The organism is Actinophytocola sp. (assembly GCF_036002505.1).
Taxonomy (GTDB): domain Bacteria; phylum Actinomycetota; class Actinomycetes; order Mycobacteriales; family Pseudonocardiaceae; genus DASYTH01.
Genome location: NZ_DASYTH010000043.1, coordinates 47,272 through 71,210 on the forward strand (window position 1 = coordinate 47,272; position 23,939 = coordinate 71,210).

The following is a 23,939-nucleotide window of genomic DNA, read 5'->3' on the forward strand; positions in this document are numbered from 1 at the left end:
TATCTCAAGCCTTGCTGTCTATCTCGGCCTCAAGTAACTTGATGTCAAGCTAAATCGAAGGAGGAACCGATGACCGAGACGCTGGCGATCAGCCCGACCGAGCACCTGACGATCCGGCTGCGCACGCCCGAGCTGCTGGAGTTGGAGGCGACCTACCTGCCCGGTGGCCGCCGGCCGCCGAAGCACTGGCATCCCGCGCAGGACGAGCACTTCGAGGTCTTCGAAGGCACCGTGCGGGCCATGGTCGGCGCGACCGAGCACCGGCTCACACCCGGCGACACCATCGACGTGCCGAGCCGGACCCCGCACCAGTTCTGGAACCCCGGCACCGAGCCCGCCCGGGTGCTCTGGCAGGTCCGCCCCGCCGGCCGCACCGAGCAGTGGTTCGCCAGCATGGCCGCCCTCCGCGCGGACGGCGGCAGGCCGGGCGCACTCGGGCTCGCCGTGCTGCTCACCGAGTTCCGCGACGTCTTCCGGCTGTCCACGCCGGCCGCGCCGCTGGTCAACGCCGCGCTCGCGGTGCTCGCGCCGCTGGGCCGGCTGCGGGGTTACCAGCCGGTGCGCGGTTAGGAAACCGCGGCGCCGCTGCGGTCCTCGTACAGCTCACGGAAGAAGAAGTCGCGGAGCGGGTCGCGGTGGGTCTCCTCGCCGCACCAGTCGTCCTCGACGTCCTCGGCGACGTGATGCTCGGCGATCATCGTGCCGCGAACGTAGTGCCGCACCACGGGATGCGGATGCGCGCGTCCGTACGTCAGCTCGCCGCCGCGGGCGTACTCGAGCGTGACCACGAAGAAGTTCTCGCTGTCGCCTAATCGGCTCTCCCGCACGTAGTCGACCGGGATCTCCTCGTAGTACGCCGCTTCGGCACCTTCCAGCACCACCACGTCGCAGAGCAGCCCGAACTGCTGCCACAGCGCGGAGGTCCGGCTGGCCCGGCACAGCACGGCGATCATCAACGCCTCCGGGTCGGCCGGCAGCCCGCGCGGCGGCCACGGGATGCCGTGGTAACGCAGCTCGAGAATCCGGTGCAGCGCCCGGATGCAGTACCGGAAGCCGTTGATGAAGCCGGTCGTGGTCTGCTCGAGGTCGCGACCCTGCATGAGCGTGCCGGCGAAGTACAGGTCCCGCACGTTCACCGACTCCCAGGCCGAGGTCTGGGCCGGGAACCGGTCGTCGAGCACGAGTGCGGGCCGGCTCTCCCCACCGAAGATCGAGTTGTCGAACCGGAACCCGGTGCACACGATCACCCGGTCGCAGCGGATCTCCCGGATCACGTCCCGGGTCAACCGGACCGAGACCAGGTAGCCGTCGCCGTCGCGGCCGATCCGCACGATCTGGCCGTCCAGCACGGCGTCGCGCAGCTGCCCGCTGATCCGGCTCTGCCGGGCCACCCGGATCGCGCCCGGCCCGGCGACGTGGATCAGCGCGGCCGTCTCGACCAGGTTCCCCGCGGTCTCGAACGCCGAGTCACCCTTGCCGATGATCAGCACCCGCTGGTCGGCGAACGCGGCCGGGTCGACGGTGACCGTGCCGTACAGGTCGGCCGTCTCGATACCCGGAATGCTGGGCAGGTACGGCTTCGACGGCCCGGTGGCAACGATCAGCAGCGGCGCCTCGTACGCCGCGCCGTACTGGTCGACCACCCGGAACCGCTCGTCCCGGCTGACCCGCACGGCCGTGGTGCCGTAGCGGATGTTGAGCCTCAGCGCCTCGGCGTAGTCGGTGAGATAGCGGACCATCACGTCGGCGTCCGGGTAGTACCGCTCGGTGTACCGGGTGAACAGCAGCCGCTCCCGGTCGGACAGCAGCGAGTTCCAGTCCACCCGCAGGTTCAGCTCGGGGTCGTCGGAACCGGTGTGCGTCTTGTTGATGGACAGCAACTGGCGATGCCGGGGAAAGGTGCGGAAGAACGTTCCCGGCGTGGCACCCGATTCCAGGATCAGATAGTCGCGGCCCGCGCGCTCCAGGAAGTACCCCAACTGTAAGCCGGCCGGGCCGGCGCCAAGGACCAGGTAGTCCGTTCTCGTGACCATGAGCCGCCTCCCAGTCCACCGACACCTGGTACCGACGGCATTACGACGGTGGACGCGAAACGGTTCACTGTGCGGATGCGTTCGCAAAGCAACAGGGCTGGTGCCGCTAGGGGCCGTCCGCCCCGGGTGTCCAGCTCTCCGGGGCTCCGCTGGCGGTGAGCACCGGCTGCCATTCGGCGAAACCGGCGGGTGCGTCGGGCTGCCACGGCCAGGCACCCTGCGGTGTGGCGACAATGAGTTGCACCGCCGGAAAATCACCACTCGGATAGAGCAGTAGTGCGCTTCCGAAGAACTCCGGATAGTGCCCGCGGCTCACCCGCTCAAGCACCACCGGCGTTTCCTGAAAGAAATCCACGTACGTCCGCCCCAACACGAACCGCTCCCCCGCCCGCGCCCGGGCCACATACGCGTTGACGAGCACCCGCCCCATCCCGTCCGGCAACCCCACCGCGACGGCCTCCGCCACCCCGAACCGCCGCCACGCCCCCACCGTGAACACATACCCCGCGCCGAACTCGTCCCCCGCCACCTCCACGGTGGCGTTCCCATGCTCCTCAGCCTGCGCGAACAGCCACTGCCGCAACTCCTCGTGCTCGTCAGGTAAGCCGTGGACCGTCATGGGTTCGGAGATCCTTCGTTGTCGAATGCATCACCGGTGAGCACCACCGCCCTCACCCCACGGCTTCCATGACTTCGTCGGAGACGTCGAAGTTGGCGTAGACGTTCTGGACGTCGTCGCAGTCTTCGAGGGCGTCGATCAGGCGGAAGACCTTGCGGGCGCCGTCGACGTCCAACGGCACGCTGACCGAGGGGAGGAAGCTGGCCTCGGCGGACTCGTAGTCGTAGCCGACGGACTGGAGCGCCGAGCGGACGCCGAGCAGGTCGGTGGCTTCGGAGACCACCTCGAAGCTGTCGCCGAGGTCGTTGACCTCTTCCGCACCCGCGTCGAGGACGGCCAGCAACACATCGTCCTCGGAGAGGTCGTTCTTGGGGAGGATCACCACGCCCTTGCGGTTGAACAGGTAGGACACCGAGCCGGGGTCGGCCATGGAGCCGCCGTTGCGGGTCATCGCGGTGCGCACCTCGCCGGCGGCCCGGTTGCGGTTGTCGGTGAGGCACTCGACGAGCACCGCGACCCCGTTCGGCGCGTAGCCCTCGTACATGATCGTCTGCCAGTCCGAGCCGCCGGCCTCCTCGCCGCCCCCGCGCTTGCGGGCGCGCTCGATGTTGTCCTGCGGCACCGAGTTCTTCTTGGCCTTCTGGATGGCGTCGAACAGCGTGGGGTTGCCGTCCGGGTCACCGCCGCCGGTACGCGCGGCCACCTCGACATTCTTGATCAGCTTCGCGAACAGCTTGCCCCGCTTGGCGTCGAGGGCGGCCTTCTTGTGCTTGGTGGTGGCCCACTTCGAGTGGCCGCTCATCTCTCCTCCGTCTACCCGTGTGCAACGTCAGACGGCAGCGCGGACCATCTCCACGAAGAGGCGGTGCACCCGGGTGTCACCGGTCAGCTCCGGATGGAACGCCGTGGCGAGCATGGACCCCTGCCGAACGGCAACGATCCTACCGGCGGCCGCTCCGGCACCCGGCACGTCGGGCACCGTGGCGAGCACCTCGACCTCGGGCGACGCCGACTCGACCCAGGGCGCGCGGATGAAAACGGCCCGTACCGGCCCACCCGGCACCCCGGCGAACTCAAGATCCTCCTCGAACGAGTCGACCTGCCGGCCGAAGGCGTTGCGCCGCACGGTGATGTCCAGCCCGCCGAGCTGGTGCTGGTCCGGCCGGCCGTCCAGCACCTCCCGGGCGAGCAGGATCATCCCGGCGCACGAGCCGTAGGCCGGCATCCCGTCGGCGAGCCGCTTCTGCAGCGGAACCAGCAGGTCGAACGTCTCCAGCAGCCGGGAGATCGTGGTGGACTCGCCACCCGGCAGCACCAGACCGTCCACTTCGGACAGCTCGTGCTCCCGGCGCACCGGCACGAACTCCGCGCCACAGGCCCGCAGCGCGTGCGCGTGCTCCCGCACGTCACCCTGCAGGGCGAGCACCCCCACCACCGGTCCGGCCATGATCCCTCCTTAGCTTCATCACCTCGCAAGCTCGCTCACGTCACGCCCAGCAGCCGCAGCCCCGCCGTGCACGCCGCCGCCGCGATCACCACGACCACGAACGGCGCCTTCCGCCAGGCCAGCACGCCACCCACCAGCACCCCGGCCGGCAGCGCCACCCCGGCGAAGTGCCGCCCGTCCATCAGCGACGCGGTCGCGATCAGAGCCACCAGCAGCACCACCGCCGCGGTCGACATCAACGCCTGGATCCGCTCGGACAGCTCCACCCGGTCCCGCAGCAGCGGCCCGGCCACCCGGAACCCGTACGTGCCGAGAGCGATGACAAGCACCCCGATCAGATTCACACCGGCACCCCTTCCTTTTCCTTGCGGGGCACCAGGATCAGGCCGGCGAGCGCCAGCAGCAGCGGCACGCCGGGCGGCAGGAACGGGCTCGCGGCCAGCGCGATCGCGGCGCCGAGCAGGGCCGGCCGCACCACGTCCGCACCACGCAGGCTGGGCAGCACCAGCGCGAGCAGCGCCGCCGGGAACGCCGCGTCCAGGCCGAACGCCGAGGGGTCGCCGATCGCCTGGCCGGCCAGCACGCCCGCGATCGTGCCGAGGATCCAGGCCAGGTACAGCAGCACCCCGCACAACCAGAACGCCGCCCGGCCGCGCTCCCGGTCCGGCTGCGCGATGGCGAACGCCACCGTCTCGTCGGTGACCAGGTGGCTGCCCACCAGCCGCGCCATCCGGCCCCGGCCCATGATGCCCGCGATCGCCAGGCCGTAGGGCATCAGCCGGGAGTTGAGCACCAGGGCACCCAGCACGGCCGCGACCAGGCCACCGCCGGCCGCCACCACGCCGACCGCCAGGAACTGCGCACCGCCCGCGAAGACCAGCACGGACATCGCCGGCGGCACCCACCAGGGCAGGCCGGCGGACACCGCGATCGCGCCGAACGAGGCGCCGATCACCGCCACCGCCGCGGCGATGGCCAGCACGTCCCGGACAAGAGCCGAGTCGATTGTTCGCCAGATCGAACGCATGGCTTCTACAATGAACGGAACGCCGCCCGTTCGTCAAGGAGAACGAATGGACTCGTCCGCCGAACACCCGCCGAGCCGGGGAGCCCCGCTCGACGTCATCGCGCACTCGCTGCGCCGCGAGCGGGCCCGGGTCGGGCTCTCGCTGAGCGAGGTCGCCAAGCGCGCCGGCATCGCCAAGTCCACGCTCTCCCAGCTCGAGTCGGCCAGCGGGAACCCCAGCGTGGAGACGCTCTGGGCGCTCTCCGTCGCGCTCGACGTACCGTTCAGCCGGCTGGTCGACCCGCCTCGCCCGCGCGTCCAGGTCATCCGCGCGGGCGAGGGGCCTGCGGTGTACTCCGAGCGGGCCAGCTACATCGCCACCGTGCTGTCGTCCTGCCCGCCGAACGCCCGGCGCGACCTCTACCTGATCACCGCCGAACCGGGCTCCGCCAAGGAGTCCGACCCGCACATGCCCGGCGTGGTCGAGCACGTGGTGCTGGCCGCCGGCCGCGCCCGAGTCGGGCCCACCGAGGAACCGGTCGAGATCGGCCCCAACGACTACGTCGCCTACCCCGGCGACGCCGAGCACGTCTTCGAGGCGCTCGAGCCGGGCACCGTGGCGGTCATGATCTCCGAGCACAACTGAGCGGTTGGAAAGCAACGTCACGTTGCTTCCCCGGTGGCGCACTTGTCGCGGGAAGTTCCCACGACAGGAGCGACTTGTCACGGAAAGTTCCCGCGACAAGTCGGTTCCTCCCTTACTCACGGCTGTTTCAAGATCATCTGAGTGGTTGTTGTTGCTGATGGGACTGTGGTGACGCCAGGTACTCCAGTAGCTGCGCCGTCGTGCGACGAAGGGGGCCTTTGTCACGCTGAGCGTGACAAAGGGGGCCTTTGTCGCACTCACTCCACAGTGGACACTGAGGTATTGCCCAGGTTCCACACCACCGGCACGCCATCGGCCTTGGGTGGTACGTCCTGAGCCGCCGCTTAAACGATCTTGAAACGGCCGGGCTCCCCTGCTCACCAGCCGCGCTCGGCCAGGCGGTGCGGCTCGGGGATCTCGTCCACGTTGATGCCGACCATGGCCTCGCCCAGACCCCGCGACACCTTGGCGATCACGTCCGGGTCGTCGTAGAACGTGGTGGCCTTGACGATCGCCTCGGCCCGCTTGGCCGGGTTGCCGGACTTGAAGATCCCGGAGCCGACGAACACGCCCTCGGCACCGAGCTGCATCATCATCGCCGCGTCCGACGGGGTGGCGAGGCCGCCCGCGGTGAACAGCACGACCGGCAGTTTGCCCAGCCGCGCGACCTCGGCCACCAGCTCGTAGGGCGCCTGGAGTTCTTTCGCCGCAACGTAGAGCTCGTCCTCGGGCAGCGAGGTGAGCCGGCGGATCTCGGCCCGGATCTGCCGCATGTGCGTGGTCGCGTTGGACACGTCGCCGGTACCGGCCTCGCCCTTGGAGCGGATCATGGCCGCGCCCTCGGTGATCCGCCGCAGCGCCTCGCCCAGGTTGGTCGCGCCGCACACGAACGGCACGGTGAACCGCCACTTGTCGATGTGGTTGGCGTAGTCGGCCGGGGTCAGCACCTCGGACTCGTCCACGTAGTCCACCCCGAGCGATTGCAGCACCTGGGCCTCGACGAAGTGGCCGATCCGGGCCTTGGCCATGACCGGGATGGACACCGCGCCGATGATCCCGTCGATCAGATCGGGGTCGCTCATCCGCGCGACGCCGCCCTGGGCGCGGATGTCGGCCGGCACCCGCTCCAGCGCCATCACGGCCACCGCACCGGCATCCTCGGCGATCTTCGCCTGGTCCGCGGTGACCACATCCATGATCACGCCGCCCTTGAGCATCTCGGCCATGCCGCGCTTGACGCGGGCGGTGCCGGTGTGGGTCTCTGGGGACTGAACGTCAGACACGATCGACCTTCCGTACAAAGGGATGGAGTTCCGCTGACCTCATGCTAAGGCCGACGTGGACCGGTCAACCGGGCCAATCCCGGGCGTTCTCACCAGGCCACTATCGAACCGCGAGCCGCATTGCGGCGACGTTGATCCGTGCGAGTGGTGCACCGCCCGAAAGCTTGTCCTCAGCAGGCGTACGGTGTGGGATCGAGCACATCCGTTTCCCCGGGGTTCACCCAGACAGCGCGGTCCGTTCGGGAGGTAGATGTCATGGCAGCAAAGAGCACCGACAACGGTGACGGTGGAGCTGCGGTCGCTGTAGACGATCCCGCCAAGGTGCGCAACATCGTACTGGTCGGCCCGTCCGGCTCGGGCAAGACCACGTTGACCGAGGCGCTTCTCACCGCGGCGGGAGTGATCTCCCGAGCCGGCTCCGTCACCGAGGGCACCACCGTATGCGACCACGACCCGGCGGCCCAGCGCCAGCAGCGCTCGGTCGGCCTCGCCGTGGCCCCGCTGATGCACGACGGGATCAAGATCAACCTGATCGACACGCCCGGGTACGCGGACTTCGTCGGCGAGGTCCGGGCCGGTTTGCGGGCCGCGGACGCCGCCCTGTTCGTGGTGAGCGCCGCCGAGGGCGTGGACCCGGCGACCACCGCGCTCTGGGAGGAGTGCGCCGCGGTCGGCATGCCGCGAGCCGTCGTGATCGCCCGGCTCGACCATCAGCGCGCGGACTTCCCCGCCGAGCTCGCCGCCTGCCAGGAGGCCTTCGGCGCCGGCGTGCTCCCGCTCTACCTGCCGGCGTCCGGGGGGAAGCCCGGCCTGATCGGGCTGATCACCCGCCGGCTGCTCGACTACAGCGGCGGCTACCCGCCGGCGGCCGGCGAGCCCGACGCCGCCGAGCTGGACCAGGTCACCGACGCCCGGAACGCCCTGATCGAGGGCGTCATCGAGCAGAGCGAGGACGAGTCCCTGATGGACCGCTACCTCGGCGGCGAGGAGATCGAGGCGGAGACGCTGATCTCCGATCTGGAGACCGCCGTGGCGCGCGGCTCGTTCCACCCGGTGATCCCGGTGAGCGCGCTGACCGGCGTGGGCATCGCCGAGGTGCTCGAGGCGCTGTCCGGCGCGTTCCCATCGCCGCTGGAGCACCCGATCCCCGAGGTCACCGACCCGCAGGGCCACCCCCAGGGCGAGCTCAAGGCCGACCCGTCCGGGCCGCTGGCCGCCGAGGTCATCCGCACCTCGATCGACTCCTACGTCGGCCGCGTGTCCCTGGTCCGGGTGTTCTCCGGCACCCTGCGCCCGGAGCGCCCGGTGCACGTCTCCGGCCACGGCCTGGCCGAGCGCGGGCACGACGACCACGACGCCGACGAGCGGGTGGCGCACATCTACTCGCCGCTCGGCGCGAACCTGCGCGAGGTGCCGTACTGCGTGGCCGGCGACGTGTGCGCGCTGACCAAGGTCACCTCCGCGGAGACCGGGGACACGGTGTCCGCGCCGGACCGCCCGCTGCTCATGACCCCGTGGCAGATGCCCGAGCCGCTGCTCCCGGTGGCCATCGTGGCCAAGACCCGCAGCGACGAGGATGCCTTGTCCCGCAACCTGAACCGGCTCGTCGCGGGCGACCCTACGCTGCGCCTGGAGCGCAACGCGGAGACCCACCAGCTGGTGCTCTGGTGCATGGGCGAGGCGCACGCCGACGTGGTGCTGGCCCGGCTGCGAGCCGGCGGCGCCGACGTGGACACCGAGCCGGTCAAGGTGGCGCTGCGGGAGACGTTCGGCGGCAAGGCGCGCGGCCACGGCCGGCACGTCAAGCAGTCCGGCGGCCACGGCCAGTACGCCGTGTGCGACATCGAGGTGGAGCCGCTGCCGGTGGGCGCCGGCTTCGAGTTCCTGGACAAGGTGGTCGGCGGCTCGGTGCCGAACCAGTTCATCGGCAGCGTGGAGAAGGGCGTCCGGGCCCAGCTCACCAAGGGCCTGACCGCCGGCTACCCGGTCGTCGACATCCGGGTGACGCTGTTCGACGGCAAGGCGCACAGCGTCGACTCCTCCGACGCCGCGTTCCAGACTGCGGGCTCGATGGCACTCAAGGACGCCGCCGCCAACGGCAAGATCTCGCTGCTGGAGCCGATCGACGAGGTGGTCGTGCGCCTCCCGGACGATCACCTGGGTACCGTGCTCGGCGACCTGTCCAGCCGCCGCGGCCGCGTCCTCGGCACCGAGGCGGACACCGCCGCCGGCTACAGCAAGGTCCGCGCCGAGGTCCCGGCCACGTCCCTGCTCCGCTACGCCATCGACCTGCGCTCGATGACCTCCGGCTCGGCCACCTTCATGCGCTCGTTCGTGCGGTACGACCCGCTCCCCGACTCCCTCGCCGCCGGCGCGATCGCCGCCGCCAAGGAGAACTAGGGCCTGGGAAGCAACGTGACGTTCCTTTCCTTCTAAGGCATGAACGTGACGTTGCTTCCCCGCTGGTCACCGGACCGTGCGGACGGTGCCGTCCCAGGGGTCAGTCAGCAGGGCGGGAAGTAACTCGGGTAGCTGCACCGGGTAGACGGTTTCCTTGGTGGAGCGCAGTTCCTCGGCACTCCACCACCGGTGGCCATCCACCGAGCGGCGCTCGACGGCGGTGAAGCCGGAGGTGTTCACCGTGACCTCGACCGGCTTGCCGTTGCCGGCCGGGGTGCGGGCGAGGAAGAACCACTCCTCGCTGTCGTAACTGCGGCCGTCGAAGCTGAACACCGCGCGGCGCCGCCACATCGGGCCGACCAGCTCGTCCTCGGGGATCTTGATCCCGGTCTCCTCGGTCAGCTCGCGGGCCGCCGCCGCGCGCAGGTTCTCCCCCGGCTCGACGCCGCCGCCCGCGGTGATCCACCAGGCGTCGTCGGGCTGCCGCGGGTCGTGGCCGCTGAACAGCAGCACCCGGCCGTCGCCGTCGACCAGCACCACCCGGGCCGACGGCCGGGGCAGCGGCGCCGCGTCCGGCTCCCCGGCCAGCGCCGGCTCGACGATCTCGAAGTACTCCGGCCGCGGCGCGGTGCCGGCGAGCTTCAGCCACCGGGCGGCGCGGCGGCGGCGCTGGGCGAGCGTGTCCCGCACCGCGTCGTTGTGCACCCGCCGGGCGATCACCACCCGCTGCTCGGCGTCGACCAGCTCGGTGGCCAGCGCCAGCGGCAGGTGGCCGCGGTCGACGGCGGCGAGCTGCAGGGTGAGGTCGTTCTCCGCGGCCTCCCGGTCCATCCGCGGCGCCTGCTCGGCCCGCTCCGCCACCGCCCGCAACGGGTCCGCGGCGCGCTGGTCGTCGGGCAGCCCGGCCGCGGCCACCGCCCGGGCCACCACCGCCCGCCGGGCCAGCGCCGCATCCAGCGCCGCCCAGGCCGCGTCGGTGCGCACGTGCAGCCGGTCCAGCCGGTTCGCCGTCCCCACCAGCCACGGCGCGACCACCAACGCCAGTACGATCACCAAGATCAGTGTCGCGACCAAAATGCTCATGGTGTGGTCACTCCCGACTCACGGACCCGCCGCGGATCCGCGGCGATGGCCTGCTCGTAGACCCTCAGCACCTGGCCGGCGACCACCGACCAGTCGAACGCGGCGACCCGGCGTCGCCCGGCCGCGGCCAGCTCGGCCCGCCGCTCCGGATCGGTCAGCAACCGCCGGAGCGCCTCGGCCATCGCGCGCGGGTCGCCGACCGGGGTGAGCACGCCCGCCCGCCCGTCGTCCAGCACCCGCCGGAACGCGTGCAGATTGCTGGCCAGCACGGGCACGCCGGCGGACATCGCCTCGGTGAGGATCACCCCGAAGCTCTCGCCGCCGGTGTTGGGCGCGCAGTAGACATCGACCCCGCGCAGCGCGCGGGCCTTGGTCTCGTCGTCGGCCTGCCCCAGCAGCACCAGCCGGTCGGCCAGACCCGCGCCGGCGCGCAACTTCAGCTCGTCCGGCTCGCCCCGGCCGACCACCAGCAACTGAAGGTCCGGGAACTCCGGGTCGAGCAGGCGCAACGCGTCCAGCAGCACGTCCATGCCCTTGCGTGGCTCGGTGAACCGCCCGACGAAGCCTACGGTGCCGCCGGGCCGCGGGTAACCGGGCAGCGGCCGGGCGCGCTCGAAGAACCCGACGTCGACCCCGTTGGGGATCTCCACCGCGTCGCCGCCCAGGTGCTCCACCTGGACCCGCCGGGCCAGCGCGGACACCGCGATCCGCGCGGTGATCTTCTCCAGGAACGGCTGCAGCACCGCCTGGAACGCCGACAGTGTGCGGGATCGCGGGGTGGACGTGTGGAACGTGGCCACGATCGGGCCGTCGGCCAGCATCAGGGCGAGCATCGACAGGCTCGGCGCGGTCGGCTCGTGCAGGTGCAGCACGTCGAAGTCATGGTCGCGGATCCACCGGCGCACCCGGGCGAACGACACCGGCCCGAAGGAAAGCCTTGCCACTGAGCCGTTGTACGGGATGCGCACGGAGCGCCCGGCCGGTCGGACGAAGTCGGGCAGCGGGGTCTCGTCGCCGGCCGGGGCGAGCACCTCCACCGAATGCCCCAGCACCCGCAGCGTCCGGGCCAGGTCGACGACATGGGACTGCACTCCTCCGGGAACCTCGAAGGAGTACGGGCACACGATCCCGATCCTCATGCCGTGCTGTCCAACTCGGGAATGTTGGCCATGGTCGTGGGTCGCCTTCGCGGTCCGGTCACCAGACCACTCCTCGGGCAGACCGTGTTCCACTGGGGGCGAGCCCCCCAGACCCCAGTTCCTCGGGCCACCGCGTCGCGGTAGGCCAACTCCCTCGCCCGGCATTCCGCAAGCTTCATGCCGGGGCCTCGGCCAGCGCTTTCTGCCGTTCCTCCGGCAGATCCGCGATCCAGAGCGGTTGCAGCATGTGCCAGTCCACCGGGTTCGCGGCGATGTCGGCGGCGAACCCGTCGGCCATGCGCTGCGTGACGGCCGGGATCTCCTCCCGCTCGTGGACAATCATCGGGGTGTGCACGGTGAGGCCCCAACCCTCCGCGGTGAACGTCTGGTCCACGATCAGCAGCGTCGCCCCGGTCATGGCGGCCAGCCGCGCCGGGCCGGCCGGCATCCGGGTCTCCTCGCCGAAGAACGTCACCGGTATGCCCCGCCGGGACAGGTCCCGGTCCGCCGGCAGGCACACAACCCGGTTCTCCCGTAACCGCTGGATCAGCAGGCGGTACGGCGACACGTCGGTGCCCGAGGCCGCGAGGATCTCGAAGCCGAGCGACTCGCGGTAGGCGACGAACCGCTGGAACAGCGACTCCGGTCGCAGCCGCTCGGCGACCGTGGTGAACGTGCCGGAGTGCCCGACCAGCCAGATCCCGGACACGTCCCAGTTGGCCGTGTGCGGCAGCGCCAGCACCAGGCCCTTGCCCCGGTCCAGCGCCTCGTCGATCATCGAGCGGTTGACCATGGTCGCGTCGACGTGCTCGTAGATCTCCCGGTGGTTCATGCCGGGCAGCCGGAACGTCTCCCGCCAGTACCGCGCGTAGGAGCGCAGCGCCCCGCGCACCAGCTCGTCCAACTCCCGGTCGCTGGCCCGGGGGACGACCCGGGCGAGGTTGCGCCGCAGCTGCGAGTCCGGCCCGGAGCGGCGCGCGGCAAGATCGGCGCCGGTCTGGAACGCCGCTCGGGCCAGCCGCTCCGGCAGGTGCCGCACCAGCCCCCAACCGGCCGCGAACCCCAGGTCCGCCACCCGGTGACCCCACCGGCTCATGTCGCCGTCACCTCCCCAGCCGACCGCCAGACCGCGACCATCCGCTGCACCACCGTCACCAGCGACAACCCGGTGAGCACCCACAGCGCCACGTCCAGGGCGTACCGCAGGCCGAAGCCGGTCAGCCCCGTCCCCACCAGTGTGATGATCAATCGCTCGGCCCGCTCCACCAGCCCGACGTTCGCGCTGAGCCCGGTGGCCTCCGCGCGCGCCTTGATGTACGACGTGACCTGGGCCAGCACCAGGCAGACCAGGGCGGCCGCGGCGAGCGGGCGGTTGCCGGCGACGAAGAGGTACCAGGCGATGCCGGCCAGCAGAGCGCCGTCGGTGATCCGGTCGCAGGTGGCGTCGAGCACGGTGCCGAACCGCGTCCCGCCGCCACGCGCCCGGGCCATCGCGCCGTCCAGCAGGTCGAGCATGGTGAAGCCCCAGACCACGAACGTCCCGGCGAGCAGGTGCCCGGTCGGGAACAGCCACAGCGAACCCGCGACCGCCCCGGCGGTGCCGATCACGGTCATCGCGTTGGGCGACAGGCCGCTGCGGACCAGCCATGCCCCGACGGGATCGGTAACGCGGGACACCGAGGCTCTGGCGAAAATGTTCAGCATGGCGCGGTCAAGTGGCCTCACGAGACGATCAGGCGAGAAATGCGGGCGCTGACACCCTAACCAACGGAACCTCAGGGGACCGTGACGGCACCCAGCCACAATCCACCCGACAACCGCACCGCCAGCTGGAACGCGACCACCGCATCAACATTCCGGAGAGGCGGACTAGCCTCAGTCGCAGGGGTCGCTGAGTTCCTGGCAGTTCAGGCCGGCGAGGATGGCCTTGCTGATCTCGCCGAGGGCGGTGACCTGCTCGGGGGTGAGGGCGTCGAAGAGCTTCTCGCGCACGGCGGTGACGTGGCCGGGGGCGGCGGCCTCGAGTGCGGCGAAACCGGCGTCGGTGAGGACGGCGAAGGAGCCGCGCTTGTCGGTGGGGCAGGTGCGGCGGCGCACCCAGCCGACGTCCTCGAGTCGGGCCACCGCGTGCGAGAGCCGGCTGCGGGAGGAGCCGCGGGCGCCGGCCAGCTCGCTCATCCGCAGGGTCCGGCCGGGGGCCTCGGACAGCGCGACGAGGATCTCGTAGTAGGTGTACGGCATCGCGGAGTCGCGCTGGAGCTGGCGGTCGAAGTGCTCGGTGAGGCCCTCGGTGACGGTGATGAACGCGCGCCAGATCTCCTGCTCGCGCTCGCTCAGCCACCTGACCTCGTCCACATCTCCGATTGTAGACAAAGTTGAACTCTCAATCGGGTTTGTGTACGGTGCGGTTGAAAGCTCAACAATCCGAGGAGGCTTTTTGATGAGCAGTGCCACGACGCTCGAGATTCCCGGCTACGTCACGGGGACCTGGGACTTCGACCAGGCCCACACCTACGTGGGTTTCGTGGTCCGCCACATGGTGGTGACGAAGGTTCGCGGGCGGTTCGAGACCGTCGAGGGCCACATCGTGACCGCGGAGAACCCGCTGGACTCCACGGTCGAGGTCAGTGTCGACCTCAACTCGGTCAACACCAACAACGAGACCCGGGACAACCACCTGCGCTCGGCCGACTTCTTCGAGGTCGAGTCGTTCCCGCGGTTGACGTACCGGTCCACGGGGCTCCGCCAGGACGGCGAGGACTTCGTGCTGGACGGCGAGCTCACCATCAAGGACGTCACCCGCCCGGTGCCGCTGGCCTTCGAGCTCACCGGCTTCATCACCGACCCCTGGGGCGGCACCCGGCTCGGCCTCGCGGCCAAGGGCGAGATCAACCGCAAGGACTTCAACGTCAACTTCGAGGGCGTGCAGAACGGCCTCGCCGTGGTCGCCGACAAGATCGAGCTCACCATCGACGTCGAGGCCACGCTGCGCCAGGACGCCCCGGCCGAGTAATGCCATGAATGCCTCATTCAGGGCGTTCGACGCCCCGTAAGTGGCATTCAGGGCACTTCACTCCGCCGCGTCCCAGGCCTTGGCCAGGAGCGAGCGGGTCTCACTGAGCAACTGGGGCAGCACCTTGGTGTGCCCGATGACCGGCATGAAGTTGGAGTCGCCGCCCCACCGGGGCACCAGGTGCTGGTGCAGGTGGGCGGCGATGCCGGCGCCGGCGATCACGCCCTGGTTCATGCCGATGTTGAAGCCGTGCGGCGAGGCCACCCGGCGAGCGACCGTCATCGCCCGCTGGGTCAGCTCGGCCAGCTCGATCGTCTCCGCGCCGGTCAGCTCGGTGTAGTCGGCGACGTGCCGGTAGGGCACCACCATCAGGTGCCCGGGGTTGTACGGGTACAGGTTCAGCACCACGTACACCAGCTCGCCGCGCGCGACGATCAACCCCTCCTCGTCCTCCATGCCGATCAACCGGCAGAACGGGCAACCCTCGGACTCGTCGTGGTCCGGCTTGTTCTCGCCGAGGATGTAGGCCATCCGGTGCGGGGTCCACAGCCGCTGCAGGGCATCGGGAACCCCGACCCCCTGCTGCGCGACGAGCTCGGGCTGCCCGGACCAACCGACACCGGTCATGCCCACGATCCTAGGGGTGGGATCACGCCTCGACGGGGAACGTCGTATCCGCCGAGGGCGAAGCGTTCTCCCGACGTGCGATCCAGCCCTCGATGGCGCTGACCGCCTCGTCGACCGCGATGCCGTTGAGTTGGCTGCCGTCCCGGAACCGGAACGAGACCGCGCCGGCCTCCACGTCCTTGGCGCCGGCCAGCAGCAGGAACGGCACCTTCTGCGTGGTGTGGTTGCGGATCTTCTTCTGCATGCGGTCGTCGCTGGCATCCACCTCGACGCGGATCCCCTTGGCGCGCAACGACTTCTGCACGGCGAGCAGGTGCGGGGCGAACTCGTCGGCGATCGGGATGCCGACCACCTGCACCGGGGCGAGCCAGGCCGGGTACGCGCCGGCGTAATGCTCGGTGAGGATGCCGAAGAACCGCTCGATCGAGCCGAACAGCGCGCGGTGGATCATGTACGGCCGCTGCCGGGTGCCGTCCGGCGCGGTGTACTCCAGCGCGAACCGGTCCGGCAGCTGGAAGTCCACCTGCAGCGTGGACAGCTGCCAGGAGCGGCCCAGCGCGTCGGTGCAGTGCACGTCGATCTTGGGCGCGTAGAACGTGCCCTCGCCGTGGCCGATCTTGTACGGCAGCCCGGCCCGGCGCAGCGCCTCCTCCAGCGCGGCCTCCGCCTTGTTCCAGTCGGACAGCTCGCCGACGTACTTCTCCGGCCGGGTGGACAGCTCCGCCGAGAAGTCCGTCAACCCATAGTCCCGCAGCAGGTTCAGCACGAAGTCCAGCAGGTCCGCCAGCTCGTCCTGGAGCTGGTCGGGCGTGCAGTAGATGTGCGCGTCGTCCTGGGTGAACCCGCGCACCCGGGTCAGCCCGTGCACCACGCCGGACTTCTCGTACCGGTACACCGAGCCGAACTCGAACAGCCGCAGCGGCAGTTCGCGGTACGACCGGCCGCGCGCCCGGAAGATCAGGTTGTGCATCGGGCAGTTCATCGGCTTGAGGTAGTAGTCCTGCCCGGGCTTGCGCACCGTGCCGTCCTCGTTCAGCTCCGCGTCCAGGTGCATGGGCGGGAACATGCCGTCGGCGTACCAGCCGAGGTGCCCGGAGATCTCGTACAGCTGGCCCTTGGTGATGTGCGGCGTGTAGACGAACTCGTAGCCGGCCTGCTCGTGCTTGGTCCGCGAGTAGTCCTCCATGGCCCGGCGCACGATGCCGCCCCTCGGGTGGAACACCGCGAGCCCGGAGCCGATCTCGTCCGGGAAGCTGAACAGGTCGAGCTCGCTGCCGAGCTTGCGGTGGTCCCGCCGCTCGGCCTCGGCCAGCAGCTCCAGGTGCGCGTCCAGGGCCTCCGGCGACTCCCACGCCGTGCCGTAGATCCGTTGCAACTGCGGGTTCTTCTCGCTGCCGCGCCAGTACGCCGCGGCCACCCGGGTGAGCGTGAACGCCGGGATGTGCTTCGTGGTCGGCACGTGCGGGCCGCGGCACAGGTCGCCCCACACCCGCTCACCGCTGCGCGGGTCGAGGTTGTCGTAGATGGTCAGCTCTCCCCCGCCGACCTCCATCACCTCGGCGTCGTCCACATCGCTCTTGAGGTCGACCAGCTCCAGCTTGTACGGCTCGCGCGCCAGCTCCTCTTTGGCCGCGTCGGCGGATTCGACGACCCGCCGGGAGAACCGCTGGGCGCCCTTGATGATCTGCTTCATCCGGGACTGCAGCGCCTCGAGGTCCTCCGGGGTGAACGGCCGCTCGACGTCGAAGTCGTAGTAGAAGCCGTCCTTGACCGGCGGGCCGATGCCGAGCTTGGCCTCCGGGAACAGTTGCTGCACGGCCTGCGCGAGCACGTGCGCGCAGGAGTGCCGGATGACGCCGCGGCCGTCCTCGGTGTCCGCGGCCACGGCCTCGACCTCGACGTCGGCGTCCGGCGCCCAGGCCAGGTCGCGCAGCCGCCCCTCGGCGTCGCGCACCACCACGACGGCGTCCGGCCCCTTGCCGGGCAGACCCGCCTCACGGACCGCCGCACCCGCGGTAGTGCCCGCCGGCACCACCACGCGCGGCGCGGGTGCTGGGGCGGTGGCAGGCGACGGGGCCACGGGAACTCCTCGATACTCGTGATTACGCGCGGTATGCGCACGCCGATGGTATCGACCGACCCCGGCCCGAAGCCTGCGGGTTTCAGTGCGGCGCGATGGCCCGCATCCGGTTGATCTCGGCGGTCTGCTCGGCGATCACCTCGTCGGCGATCTCCTGGATGCGCGGGTCCTTGCCCTTGAGCTGGATCTCGCCGGCCATGGTCAGCGCGCCCTGGTGATGGGTGATCATGAGCTGCAGGAACAGCGCGTCGAACGCGGTGCCGGTGGCCGCGCGCAGGGCGTCGAGCTGGGCGGGCGTGGCCATACCCGGCATGCCGTCGTGCGACTCGTGGCCGGCGTGCTCCGGGTCGACCGTGGGCTGCCCGTGCGTGCGGAGCCAGGTGTTCATCGCCTCGATCTCCGGGCCCTGGCTGGCGGCGATCCGGTCGCCGACCCGCTTGACGTCCAGCGCCGCGGCCCGCTCCGGCACCAGCCGCGCCATCTCGATGGCCTGCTGGTGGTGGGCGATCATGTTGTGCAGGTAGCGCACGTCGGCGTCGGCGGGTGGCGCCTGCGGGGTCTTCGGGAGGCTCTCCCCCGGGGACAGGGTGCGCGCGGGCTCACCGGGCTTCCCGGGGACGATGACCGGCGCCGCGGGCTCGGCGGGGGTGCTGGTGCACGCGGCCACGCCACCGAGGGTGGCCACTGCGACGACGCCGCAGAGTAAGCGGACCCAACCTCCTGGCACGGCACCCATCCAACCAAGCTCAACTGACGAAAATAACCGCCTAAAGACGCTAGCTGGTCGGCCAGCTGAAAGTAATACTGAGGTCACCGTACGTCCATGAGAGGGGTATCCGCCGTGAGCTCCACGCTGAGTAGTCGACGGCGAAGGCTGTCGACCGCAGCTCTCGGGACCATGGCACTGGCCATGTCCGTGCTTGCCGCCGCGCCCGCCGGCGCGCAAGGCTTCCCCGGCGAGGACGAGCTCGTCAGCAGCGCGAACATGCACCTGGTCGCCAACATCCCGGCCACCGACCCGCTGTCCGGACCGGACTCGGTCGGCTCCGACATCGCCTTCCAGGGCGACTACGCCTTCGGGGGCAACTACCTCGGCTTCACCATCTACAACATCAAGAACCCGAAGAAACCCAAGATCGTCAGTCAGGTGTTCTGCCCGGGTCCGCAGAACGACGTGACCGTCGCCGGCAACCTGTTGTTCCTGTCGACGGACTCGCGCCGCAGCGACAACTCGTGCAACTCCGTAGCTCAGCCCGACGGCAGCCTCCCGTACTGGGAGGGCATGAAGATCTTCGACGTGAGCAACAAGAGCGCCCCGCGCTACATCCAGTCGATCGACACCGACTGCGGCTCGCACACGCACACCCTGGTGCCGTCGGCCAGCAGCGCCGACCGGGCGGTCTACCTGTACATCTCCTCGTACTCGCCGAACGCCTCACTCCCCCGCTGCCAGCCGCCGCACGACTCGATCTCGATCATCCGCGTGCCGCTGGACAACCCGGCGTCGGCGTCCGTCGTGGCCAAGCCCGTGCTGTTCCCGGACGGCGGCAACCCCGGCCTCCCGGCGCCGTTCCCGACCGGCCGGACCGCCACCAGCGGCTGCCACGACCTGACCGTGTACGCGGAGAAGAACCTGATGGCCGGCGCCTGCATGGGTGACGGCGTGCTGTTCGACATCTCCGACCGGCTCGCCCCGCGCACCATCAGCCGCGTGCAGGACACGAACTTCGCGTTCTGGCACTCCGCCACGTTCAACAACGAGGGCACCAAGGTGATCTTCACCGACGAGCTCGGCGGCGGCGGCGCGCCCACCTGCAACCCGACGATCGGCCCGCTGCACGGCGCCGACGGCGTCTACGACGTCACCGGCACCGGCGACAACCGCCGGCTGGAGTTCCGCAGCTACTTCAAGATCTCCCGGACCCAGACCGACACCGAGAACTGCGTGTCGCACAATGGCTCGCTGATCCCGGTCCGCGGCCGCGACATCATGGTCCAGGCCTGGTACCAGGGCGGCATGCAGGTGTGGGACTTCACCGACTCCGCCAACCCGACCGAGATCGGCTTCCTCGAGCGCGGCCCCCTGCCCAACGGCGAAGGCGGCGGCGAATGGTCGGTCTACTACTACAACGGCTTCATCTACGGCTCCGACATCGTCAAGGGCCTCGACGTCGTCGAGCTCAACGACCCGCGCACCAACCCGGCCCGCGGCGTCAAGCTCACCGAGCTCAACGTCCAAACCCAGAAACACTTCGACCGCCGCTAAGCGTCGACGACCAAGCAGGGCCCCGCGCTACAGGCGCGGGGCCCTGCTTTGGCTGGTTCCCGGCCCAACGCGCCCAGCGCCGGGTCAAGAGGAGCTAGCACCGTGGGGGTTGGGGGGCTCGGCCCCCCAACATGATGACGGGCGACGCGGTCCACGCTTTTCCGTGGACACACGTCGCCCGAGCCCGTGGGCGATACTGGGATCGAACCAGTGACCTCTCCGGTGTGAGCGGAGCGCTCTCCCGCTGAGCTAATCGCCCGTGAGAACGACGATACGGTACACAGGGCCGTGGATCAGGTGAAAATGGGGGATCCGAGCCACGGGTAGTGGAGGCCGAACCAGCCGCCGACCAGGGCGAAGACGTTCAGGAGCCAGAGGGTGGCGAGGACGACCAGGCCGGTGCAGGTGTAGAGGGCCAGACGGAGGAGGGGGTGGCGGCGGGCCATCCAGCGGGTCCAGGCGGTGTAGCGGGCGCGCAGGAAGTGCAGCAGGCGGCGGGCCCAGTGGAACTCGGCGGCCAGGATGGCGAGGCCGGCGAAGACGATGAGCCAGCCCGGGCCGGGGTACGGGATCAGCACGATGCCGAGGGTGAGCACCAGCCCGCCGAGGAGGGCTACGCCGGTGCGGTAGAGCGCCAGCATGCCGGGGCTCCGGGTGGCCCAGCGTGGCCGCCGCGGCCGGCGGACCTGTGTTGTCATCCCCACTGCCGCATTGTGCCCGTTCACGCGGGTGCTCGTCATGATCGAACCGCACAGACCGTCAGGCGCGCGCCGTGTGGCGGCACGACGCGAGCAACATTCAGGCCACAGTGCTACCGGGAATCGACCGGACCTTGCCAGTATGGGAGTCGGAGAAGGCAGACTGGTGTTGGCTTCACCGCTGGACCGGATGGGTGATTGTTCAGCGGAGTTGGCACCCTTTGGGCCGCCGGGGCGTCACATTGACGGGCCTCGGTCGTTCAATGGACTGGGAAGGGAGCAGAAGGGTAACGACGATGCGCAACGATCACGTCACGCTCCGCTCAACGGCGGTGTTCGATCTCCTGGCGCCACGTACACCCGCGGTGCCGGTGAAGGTCGAGCTCCGCTACGACACGCGTGACCCGTACGCCGTCGTCGCGGCCTTCCGCACCGGCCGCGCCGGGTGGGTGGAATGGGTGTACGCCCGCGACCTGCTGGCCGACGGCCTCATCGCCGAGGCCGGCGACGGCGACGTCCGCATCCGGCCGGCCGTGGACGACCCCGAGGTGGTCGTCATCGAGCTCAGCTCGCCGTCCGGCCACGCCGTGTTCGAGGCGTCCGCGCAGGAGCTCGCCGACTTCCTCGACCGCACGTACGACGTGGTCGTCCCGGGCAACGAGCACCTCTGGGTCGACGTCGACGAGGCGCTCACCCACCTGATCTCCACCGATCTCACGTAGCGTGGGCGGACCGGGACCCGAGTTGATCCCCCGGCGTGAGGTCGGATAAGGTTCCGCAGGCACCACGAGATCGTGGTTCGCGGACGTAGCGCAGTTGGTAGCGCATCACCTTGCCAAGGTGAGGGTCGCGGGTTCGAGTCCCGTCGTCCGCTCGGCTCGGCCCCTCGGTCCAGGGCCGGACTCCTCGGGATACCCTCGGGAAAACTGGCGGAGTGGCCGAGTGGCTTAGGCAAGGGCCTGCAAAGCCCTGTACGCGGGTTCGATTCCCGCCTCCGCCTCGGCGGGCGATTAGCTCAGTGGGAGAGCGCTACCTTGACACGGTAGAGGTCACTGGTTCAATCCCAGTATCGCCCACCAGACATAACACCTGGTCAGACAGCCCGTTGGTGATCATCGCCAGCGGGCTGTTGTGCTGTCGTGGGAGCATTTTGGGAGCAGATGATCTTGATCATATGTGCGGCTTGGTAGTGGTCAGCGGAATGACTGCTCCCGGAGTGCTCCCATCGCTTTCTGGGGACGATCTTCGGATGAGCGGCCGCTGGAAACGATGGATGCGCCGGTCGCGACGCCCACAACAGGTCGGCGACCGGGACGCGCTGGTGTCCATCTGCATGGACATCGCCGACCGGCGCCAGGACGTGGATTCCGGGCTGTGGCAACGAATGCACCGGCTGCTCGGCGAGGTTGGAGTGCGGGCGGTCGTGCCGGACGGCGAACCGTTCGACGAGAAGCTGTTCGAGGCGGTCGGTCGTGCCGACACGACCGACGAAACGTTGCAGCTCACCGTGCAGAGCACCCGGTTCTGCGGGTACGTCGACGGACACCGGCTGCTGCGCAAGCCGCAAGTGATCGTTTACCGAACCGAGGAGGTGCTTCGCGATGCTTGATACCGCGGTCATGGACGTCGTCGACAGAACCGCCGCCGCGGCTCGAGGTGCCGGCGAGCACACCGCCGCTGACGCGTTGCGGGTCGAGGCCGAACGGGGTCGCTCTGACCATTGCTGGCTGGTGGTGGTCGGCGCGACGAACCGCGGCAAGAGCACATTGATCAATGCGTTGGTGGAGCACGAGAACCTGCTACCCGTCGATGCGGACGTCGCGTCGACGGTACACGTGCAGGTGCGTGGCGGCCCGGAGCTAACGGCCATCGTGTTCGACTCCGAGAACCCGGCAGGCCGGCCGGTCGACCCCGGCGGAACTCCACCAGCACGCCGCCGTGGATCCGGCTACCGGGCGGGCGTACCGCCAAGGCGTCTACTGGGTGGAGGTCTCCGTGCCCGCCCCACTCCTGTTGGAGACCGGACTGCGGCTGGTGGACACGCCCGGTGTTGGCGGACTCGTCGAGGGTCACGCGGACCTCGCGCTGGCGACGGTGGAGTTGGCCGACGCGCTGATCTTCGTGGTCAGCGCGAACAGCGAGCTGACCCGGTCGGAGCTCGACTTTCTACGCCGGGCGACCGAGCGGATCCACGCCGTCCTGTTCGTACTGACCCAGGTCGATCTCTACCCGGGCTGGCAGAGCGTGCTCATCCGGAACCAGGCGTTGCTCGCCGAGCACGCACCGGACTACCGGGACGCCCCATGGTTGCCGGTCAGCAGCCGATACCGGTTCGATGCAACCGGACCGGTGACCAGAACCTCGCCGCCCCCCGCCGTGAGCGCAGTGGTTTCGACGCGTTGATCACGGCCTGCTCGATGATCAACGACCGGACCACGAGGATCCGCTCCGCCAACGTCGCCCCGTTCGCCGCGACGATCGCGGGACGCCTGTGCCGGCAACAGATGGAGCAATTGCGGTCTCTGGCTCTCGACCCGGAGCTACCCACCCTCGTCGCGGAGCAACGCAAGCTCGTCGATGACGCCACGGCGATCAACGCCACATGGCGCGCCCTGCTCGCCCAACACCTCAGCACCACAAAGACACGGCTCGACCGGCAGTTCGCCAACGTCGTCAGGACACTGCACCACGACGCGTCATGGGCCATCAGTGAGGGCGGCACGGACATCCTCGACTCGCTGGGGCGCGACCTGCCCGCCCGCGCCGAGGCGATCTGGCTCGAGCTCAAGACGGAGATGAGCCGACAGATCGAGGCGCTCGGCACCGAGTTGGCCGACCTGCTCGACGCGGAACTCAGCATGCCGACGGACGCCGTCACCGGCGCCAACGTGGACATCTCGATTCCGGATCCGATTCGGACCACCGCCACCGTCCCCACAGTGGTGGAACATGGCCTGACCACGACCGGACTCGGCGTCGCCGTCGGCGCAGTGGTCGGCACGATCACGCTGAACCCGGTCGCCGGCTGGGCAGCCTTTGCGGAACGGTCGGCGTGCTCACCGGCCTACGCACCCGACGGGATCGAGTCACCAACACCAGGGCGGACGCCACCCGATTCCTCAACGACCTCATCACCCGGCTACGGGCGGAAGTGCCCACCGAGATCATGCAAGTCCTGTCGTCGGTCAAGCAGAACATCGAGACCACCGTCGATCGTGAACTGAGCACCGAACGGGCCCGGCCAACCGACGTGCTCGCCCAACACCAGGCCAACCTGGCTGCCCAACAGGATGACCTCGACCGGCGCAAGTCGGTCGCCGACCGCCAGCTGAGCGGCTACGCCGAGCTTCGCGAGCAGGCAGCACAACTCGCCACGACTCTCGGATCAATCCGGTGAAGGACGACCCATGACCGACGATCAGCACGAAACGCCGAGCCACACCTCCTTCGGACCGGCCGACCCGGACGTTGCCTCGATGGCCGACCCCCATGCCCACCCAGTATTCGAACCGATCTCGCTCACCACGTCTCCCTTCGAGCCGGGGCAGAACCCGGGAGCGGATAGCGACGCCGTCGCACCCTCGTCGCCGGACACTCCT

27 protein-coding genes and 4 tRNA genes are annotated in these 23,939 nt (G+C 69.8%); 14 read left to right on the top strand and 17 right to left on the bottom strand.

What is annotated here, in order from left to right; all coding sequences use genetic code 11:
* Positions 1–69: 69 nt before the first annotated feature.
* Positions 70–570, top strand: coding sequence for a cupin domain-containing protein (locus tag VGR06_RS02730; protein WP_327557317.1), 501 nt, complete (start codon positions 70–72; stop codon positions 568–570).
* Here the strand turns inward: VGR06_RS02730 and VGR06_RS02735 are convergent.
* From VGR06_RS02735 to VGR06_RS02760, 6 genes are all read right to left on the bottom strand, one after another.
* Positions 567–2,033 carry an NAD(P)-binding domain-containing protein gene (locus VGR06_RS02735; RefSeq protein WP_327557318.1) on the bottom strand — a complete coding sequence of 489 codons (1,467 nt, stop codon included), beginning with the start codon at positions 2,031–2,033 and terminating at the stop codon, positions 567–569. The two genes, VGR06_RS02730 and VGR06_RS02735, sit on opposite strands and share 4 nt — an antisense overlap.
* A 106-nt stretch (positions 2,034–2,139) precedes the next feature.
* A complete protein-coding gene (locus VGR06_RS02740; protein WP_327557319.1) occupies positions 2,140–2,652 on the bottom strand; it encodes a DUF4262 domain-containing protein in 513 nt (170 codons plus the stop codon).
* Between the two features lie 52 nt (positions 2,653–2,704).
* Complete coding sequence (locus tag VGR06_RS02745) at positions 2,705–3,454, bottom strand: YebC/PmpR family DNA-binding transcriptional regulator (protein WP_327557320.1); 750 nt, start codon at positions 3,452–3,454, stop codon at positions 2,705–2,707.
* 27 nt (positions 3,455–3,481) lie between these two features.
* A complete protein-coding gene (pdxT, locus tag VGR06_RS02750) occupies positions 3,482–4,099 on the bottom strand; it encodes a pyridoxal 5'-phosphate synthase glutaminase subunit PdxT (protein WP_327557321.1) in 618 nt (205 codons plus the stop codon).
* 35 nt (positions 4,100–4,134) lie between these two features.
* Positions 4,135–4,443 carry an AzlD domain-containing protein gene (locus tag VGR06_RS02755; protein ID WP_327557322.1) on the bottom strand — a complete coding sequence of 103 codons (309 nt, stop codon included), beginning with the start codon at positions 4,441–4,443 and terminating at the stop codon, positions 4,135–4,137.
* Positions 4,440–5,126, bottom strand: coding sequence for an AzlC family ABC transporter permease (locus VGR06_RS02760; protein WP_327557323.1), 687 nt, complete (start codon positions 5,124–5,126; stop codon positions 4,440–4,442). Before VGR06_RS02760 ends, VGR06_RS02755 begins: the two co-directional genes overlap by 4 nt.
* 46 nt (positions 5,127–5,172) lie before the next feature.
* On the opposite strand from VGR06_RS02760, the gene VGR06_RS02765 reads away from it, so the two are divergent.
* On the top strand, positions 5,173–5,751 hold the full coding sequence (locus VGR06_RS02765) for an XRE family transcriptional regulator (RefSeq protein ID WP_327557324.1): 579 nt from the start codon (positions 5,173–5,175) through the stop codon (positions 5,749–5,751).
* Between the two features lie 377 nt (positions 5,752–6,128).
* Here VGR06_RS02765 and pdxS read toward each other — a convergent pair whose 3' ends face one another.
* Positions 6,129–7,034, bottom strand: a complete 906-nt coding sequence (pdxS, locus tag VGR06_RS02770) for a pyridoxal 5'-phosphate synthase lyase subunit PdxS (RefSeq protein ID WP_327557325.1) — start codon at positions 7,032–7,034, stop codon at positions 6,129–6,131.
* A 255-nt stretch (positions 7,035–7,289) separates the two neighbouring features.
* Between pdxS and VGR06_RS02775 the strand changes: the two genes are divergently transcribed.
* Positions 7,290–9,434: an elongation factor G-like protein EF-G2 gene (locus VGR06_RS02775; protein ID WP_327557326.1), complete on the top strand. Its 2,145-nt coding sequence runs from the start codon at positions 7,290–7,292 to the stop codon at positions 9,432–9,434.
* Between the two features lie 66 nt (positions 9,435–9,500).
* Here the strand turns inward: VGR06_RS02775 and VGR06_RS02780 are convergent, their stop codons facing one another.
* From VGR06_RS02780 to VGR06_RS02800, 5 genes are all read right to left on the bottom strand, one after another.
* Positions 9,501–10,517 (bottom strand): NUDIX hydrolase, encoded by a 1,017-nt coding sequence (locus VGR06_RS02780; protein ID WP_327557327.1) that lies wholly within the window; start codon positions 10,515–10,517, stop codon positions 9,501–9,503.
* Entirely contained in the window at positions 10,514–11,656 is a 1,143-nt protein-coding gene (locus tag VGR06_RS02785; RefSeq protein WP_327557328.1) for a glycosyltransferase family 4 protein, read from the bottom strand. Before VGR06_RS02785 ends, VGR06_RS02780 begins: the two co-directional genes overlap by 4 nt.
* Positions 11,657–11,831: 175 nt before the next feature.
* Positions 11,832–12,752 (bottom strand): phosphatidylinositol mannoside acyltransferase, encoded by a 921-nt coding sequence (locus VGR06_RS02790; RefSeq protein ID WP_327557329.1) that lies wholly within the window; start codon positions 12,750–12,752, stop codon positions 11,832–11,834.
* Positions 12,749–13,360: a phosphatidylinositol phosphate synthase gene (gene pgsA, locus VGR06_RS02795; RefSeq protein WP_327557347.1), complete on the bottom strand. Its 612-nt coding sequence runs from the start codon at positions 13,358–13,360 to the stop codon at positions 12,749–12,751. Before pgsA ends, VGR06_RS02790 begins: the two co-directional genes overlap by 4 nt.
* 171 nt (positions 13,361–13,531) lie before the next feature.
* Positions 13,532–14,011, bottom strand: coding sequence for a MarR family winged helix-turn-helix transcriptional regulator (locus VGR06_RS02800; protein ID WP_327557330.1), 480 nt, complete (start codon positions 14,009–14,011; stop codon positions 13,532–13,534).
* Between the two features lie 85 nt (positions 14,012–14,096).
* On the opposite strand from VGR06_RS02800, the gene VGR06_RS02805 reads away from it, so the two are divergent.
* Complete coding sequence (locus VGR06_RS02805) at positions 14,097–14,669, top strand: YceI family protein (protein ID WP_327557331.1); 573 nt, start codon at positions 14,097–14,099, stop codon at positions 14,667–14,669.
* A 57-nt stretch (positions 14,670–14,726) separates the two neighbouring features.
* On the opposite strand, the gene VGR06_RS02810 is transcribed toward VGR06_RS02805, so the two are convergent.
* From VGR06_RS02810 to VGR06_RS02820, 3 genes are all read right to left on the bottom strand, one after another.
* Positions 14,727–15,296 carry an HIT domain-containing protein gene (locus VGR06_RS02810; protein WP_327557332.1) on the bottom strand — a complete coding sequence of 190 codons (570 nt, stop codon included), beginning with the start codon at positions 15,294–15,296 and terminating at the stop codon, positions 14,727–14,729.
* Between the two features lie 22 nt (positions 15,297–15,318).
* The gene (gene thrS, locus VGR06_RS02815) at positions 15,319–17,334 is read right to left on the bottom strand and encodes a threonine--tRNA ligase (protein WP_414637138.1); all 2,016 of its coding nucleotides are present in this window, start codon (positions 17,332–17,334) and stop codon (positions 15,319–15,321) included.
* Positions 17,335–17,458: 124 nt separating this feature from the next.
* A complete protein-coding gene (locus VGR06_RS02820) occupies positions 17,459–18,043 on the bottom strand; it encodes a DUF305 domain-containing protein (RefSeq protein ID WP_327557334.1) in 585 nt (194 codons plus the stop codon).
* A gap of 243 nt (positions 18,044–18,286) precedes the next feature.
* On the opposite strand from VGR06_RS02820, the gene VGR06_RS02825 reads away from it, so the two are divergent.
* Entirely contained in the window at positions 18,287–19,642 is a 1,356-nt protein-coding gene (locus tag VGR06_RS02825; protein ID WP_327557335.1) for a hypothetical protein, read from the top strand.
* Between the two features lie 187 nt (positions 19,643–19,829).
* Here VGR06_RS02825 and VGR06_RS02830 read toward each other — a convergent pair.
* Positions 19,830–19,901: transfer RNA gene (locus tag VGR06_RS02830), tRNA-Val, on the bottom strand.
* A gap of 34 nt (positions 19,902–19,935) precedes the next feature.
* Complete coding sequence (locus VGR06_RS02835) at positions 19,936–20,382, bottom strand: TIGR02611 family protein (protein WP_327557336.1); 447 nt, start codon at positions 20,380–20,382, stop codon at positions 19,936–19,938.
* A gap of 254 nt (positions 20,383–20,636) precedes the next feature.
* Between VGR06_RS02835 and VGR06_RS02840 the strand changes: the two genes are divergently transcribed.
* The 9 genes from VGR06_RS02840 to VGR06_RS02880 form a co-directional block, all read left to right on the top strand.
* Entirely contained in the window at positions 20,637–21,062 is a 426-nt protein-coding gene (locus VGR06_RS02840; RefSeq protein WP_327557337.1) for an SsgA family sporulation/cell division regulator, read from the top strand.
* A gap of 79 nt (positions 21,063–21,141) precedes the next feature.
* A tRNA-Gly gene (locus tag VGR06_RS02845) sits at positions 21,142–21,214 on the top strand.
* 54 nt (positions 21,215–21,268) lie between these two features.
* A tRNA-Cys gene (locus VGR06_RS02850) sits at positions 21,269–21,340 on the top strand.
* Between the two features lie 4 nt (positions 21,341–21,344).
* A tRNA-Val gene (locus VGR06_RS02855) sits at positions 21,345–21,419 on the top strand.
* A gap of 170 nt (positions 21,420–21,589) precedes the next feature.
* Positions 21,590–21,949 carry a nucleotide exchange factor GrpE gene (gene grpE, locus VGR06_RS02860; RefSeq protein WP_327557338.1) on the top strand — a complete coding sequence of 120 codons (360 nt, stop codon included), beginning with the start codon at positions 21,590–21,592 and terminating at the stop codon, positions 21,947–21,949.
* A gap of 329 nt (positions 21,950–22,278) precedes the next feature.
* Entirely contained in the window at positions 22,279–22,743 is a 465-nt protein-coding gene (locus tag VGR06_RS02865) for a dynamin family protein (protein WP_327557339.1), read from the top strand.
* 14 nt (positions 22,744–22,757) lie between these two features.
* A complete protein-coding gene (locus tag VGR06_RS02870; RefSeq protein ID WP_327557340.1) occupies positions 22,758–23,564 on the top strand; it encodes a hypothetical protein in 807 nt (268 codons plus the stop codon).
* Entirely contained in the window at positions 23,492–23,737 is a 246-nt protein-coding gene (locus tag VGR06_RS02875) for a hypothetical protein (RefSeq protein ID WP_327557341.1), read from the top strand. The genes VGR06_RS02870 and VGR06_RS02875 overlap by 73 nt, the downstream gene beginning before the upstream one ends.
* A 10-nt stretch (positions 23,738–23,747) precedes the next feature.
* Positions 23,748–23,939 (top strand): hypothetical protein (locus VGR06_RS02880; RefSeq protein WP_327557342.1); only part of this gene is annotated, 192 nt, incomplete at its 3' end.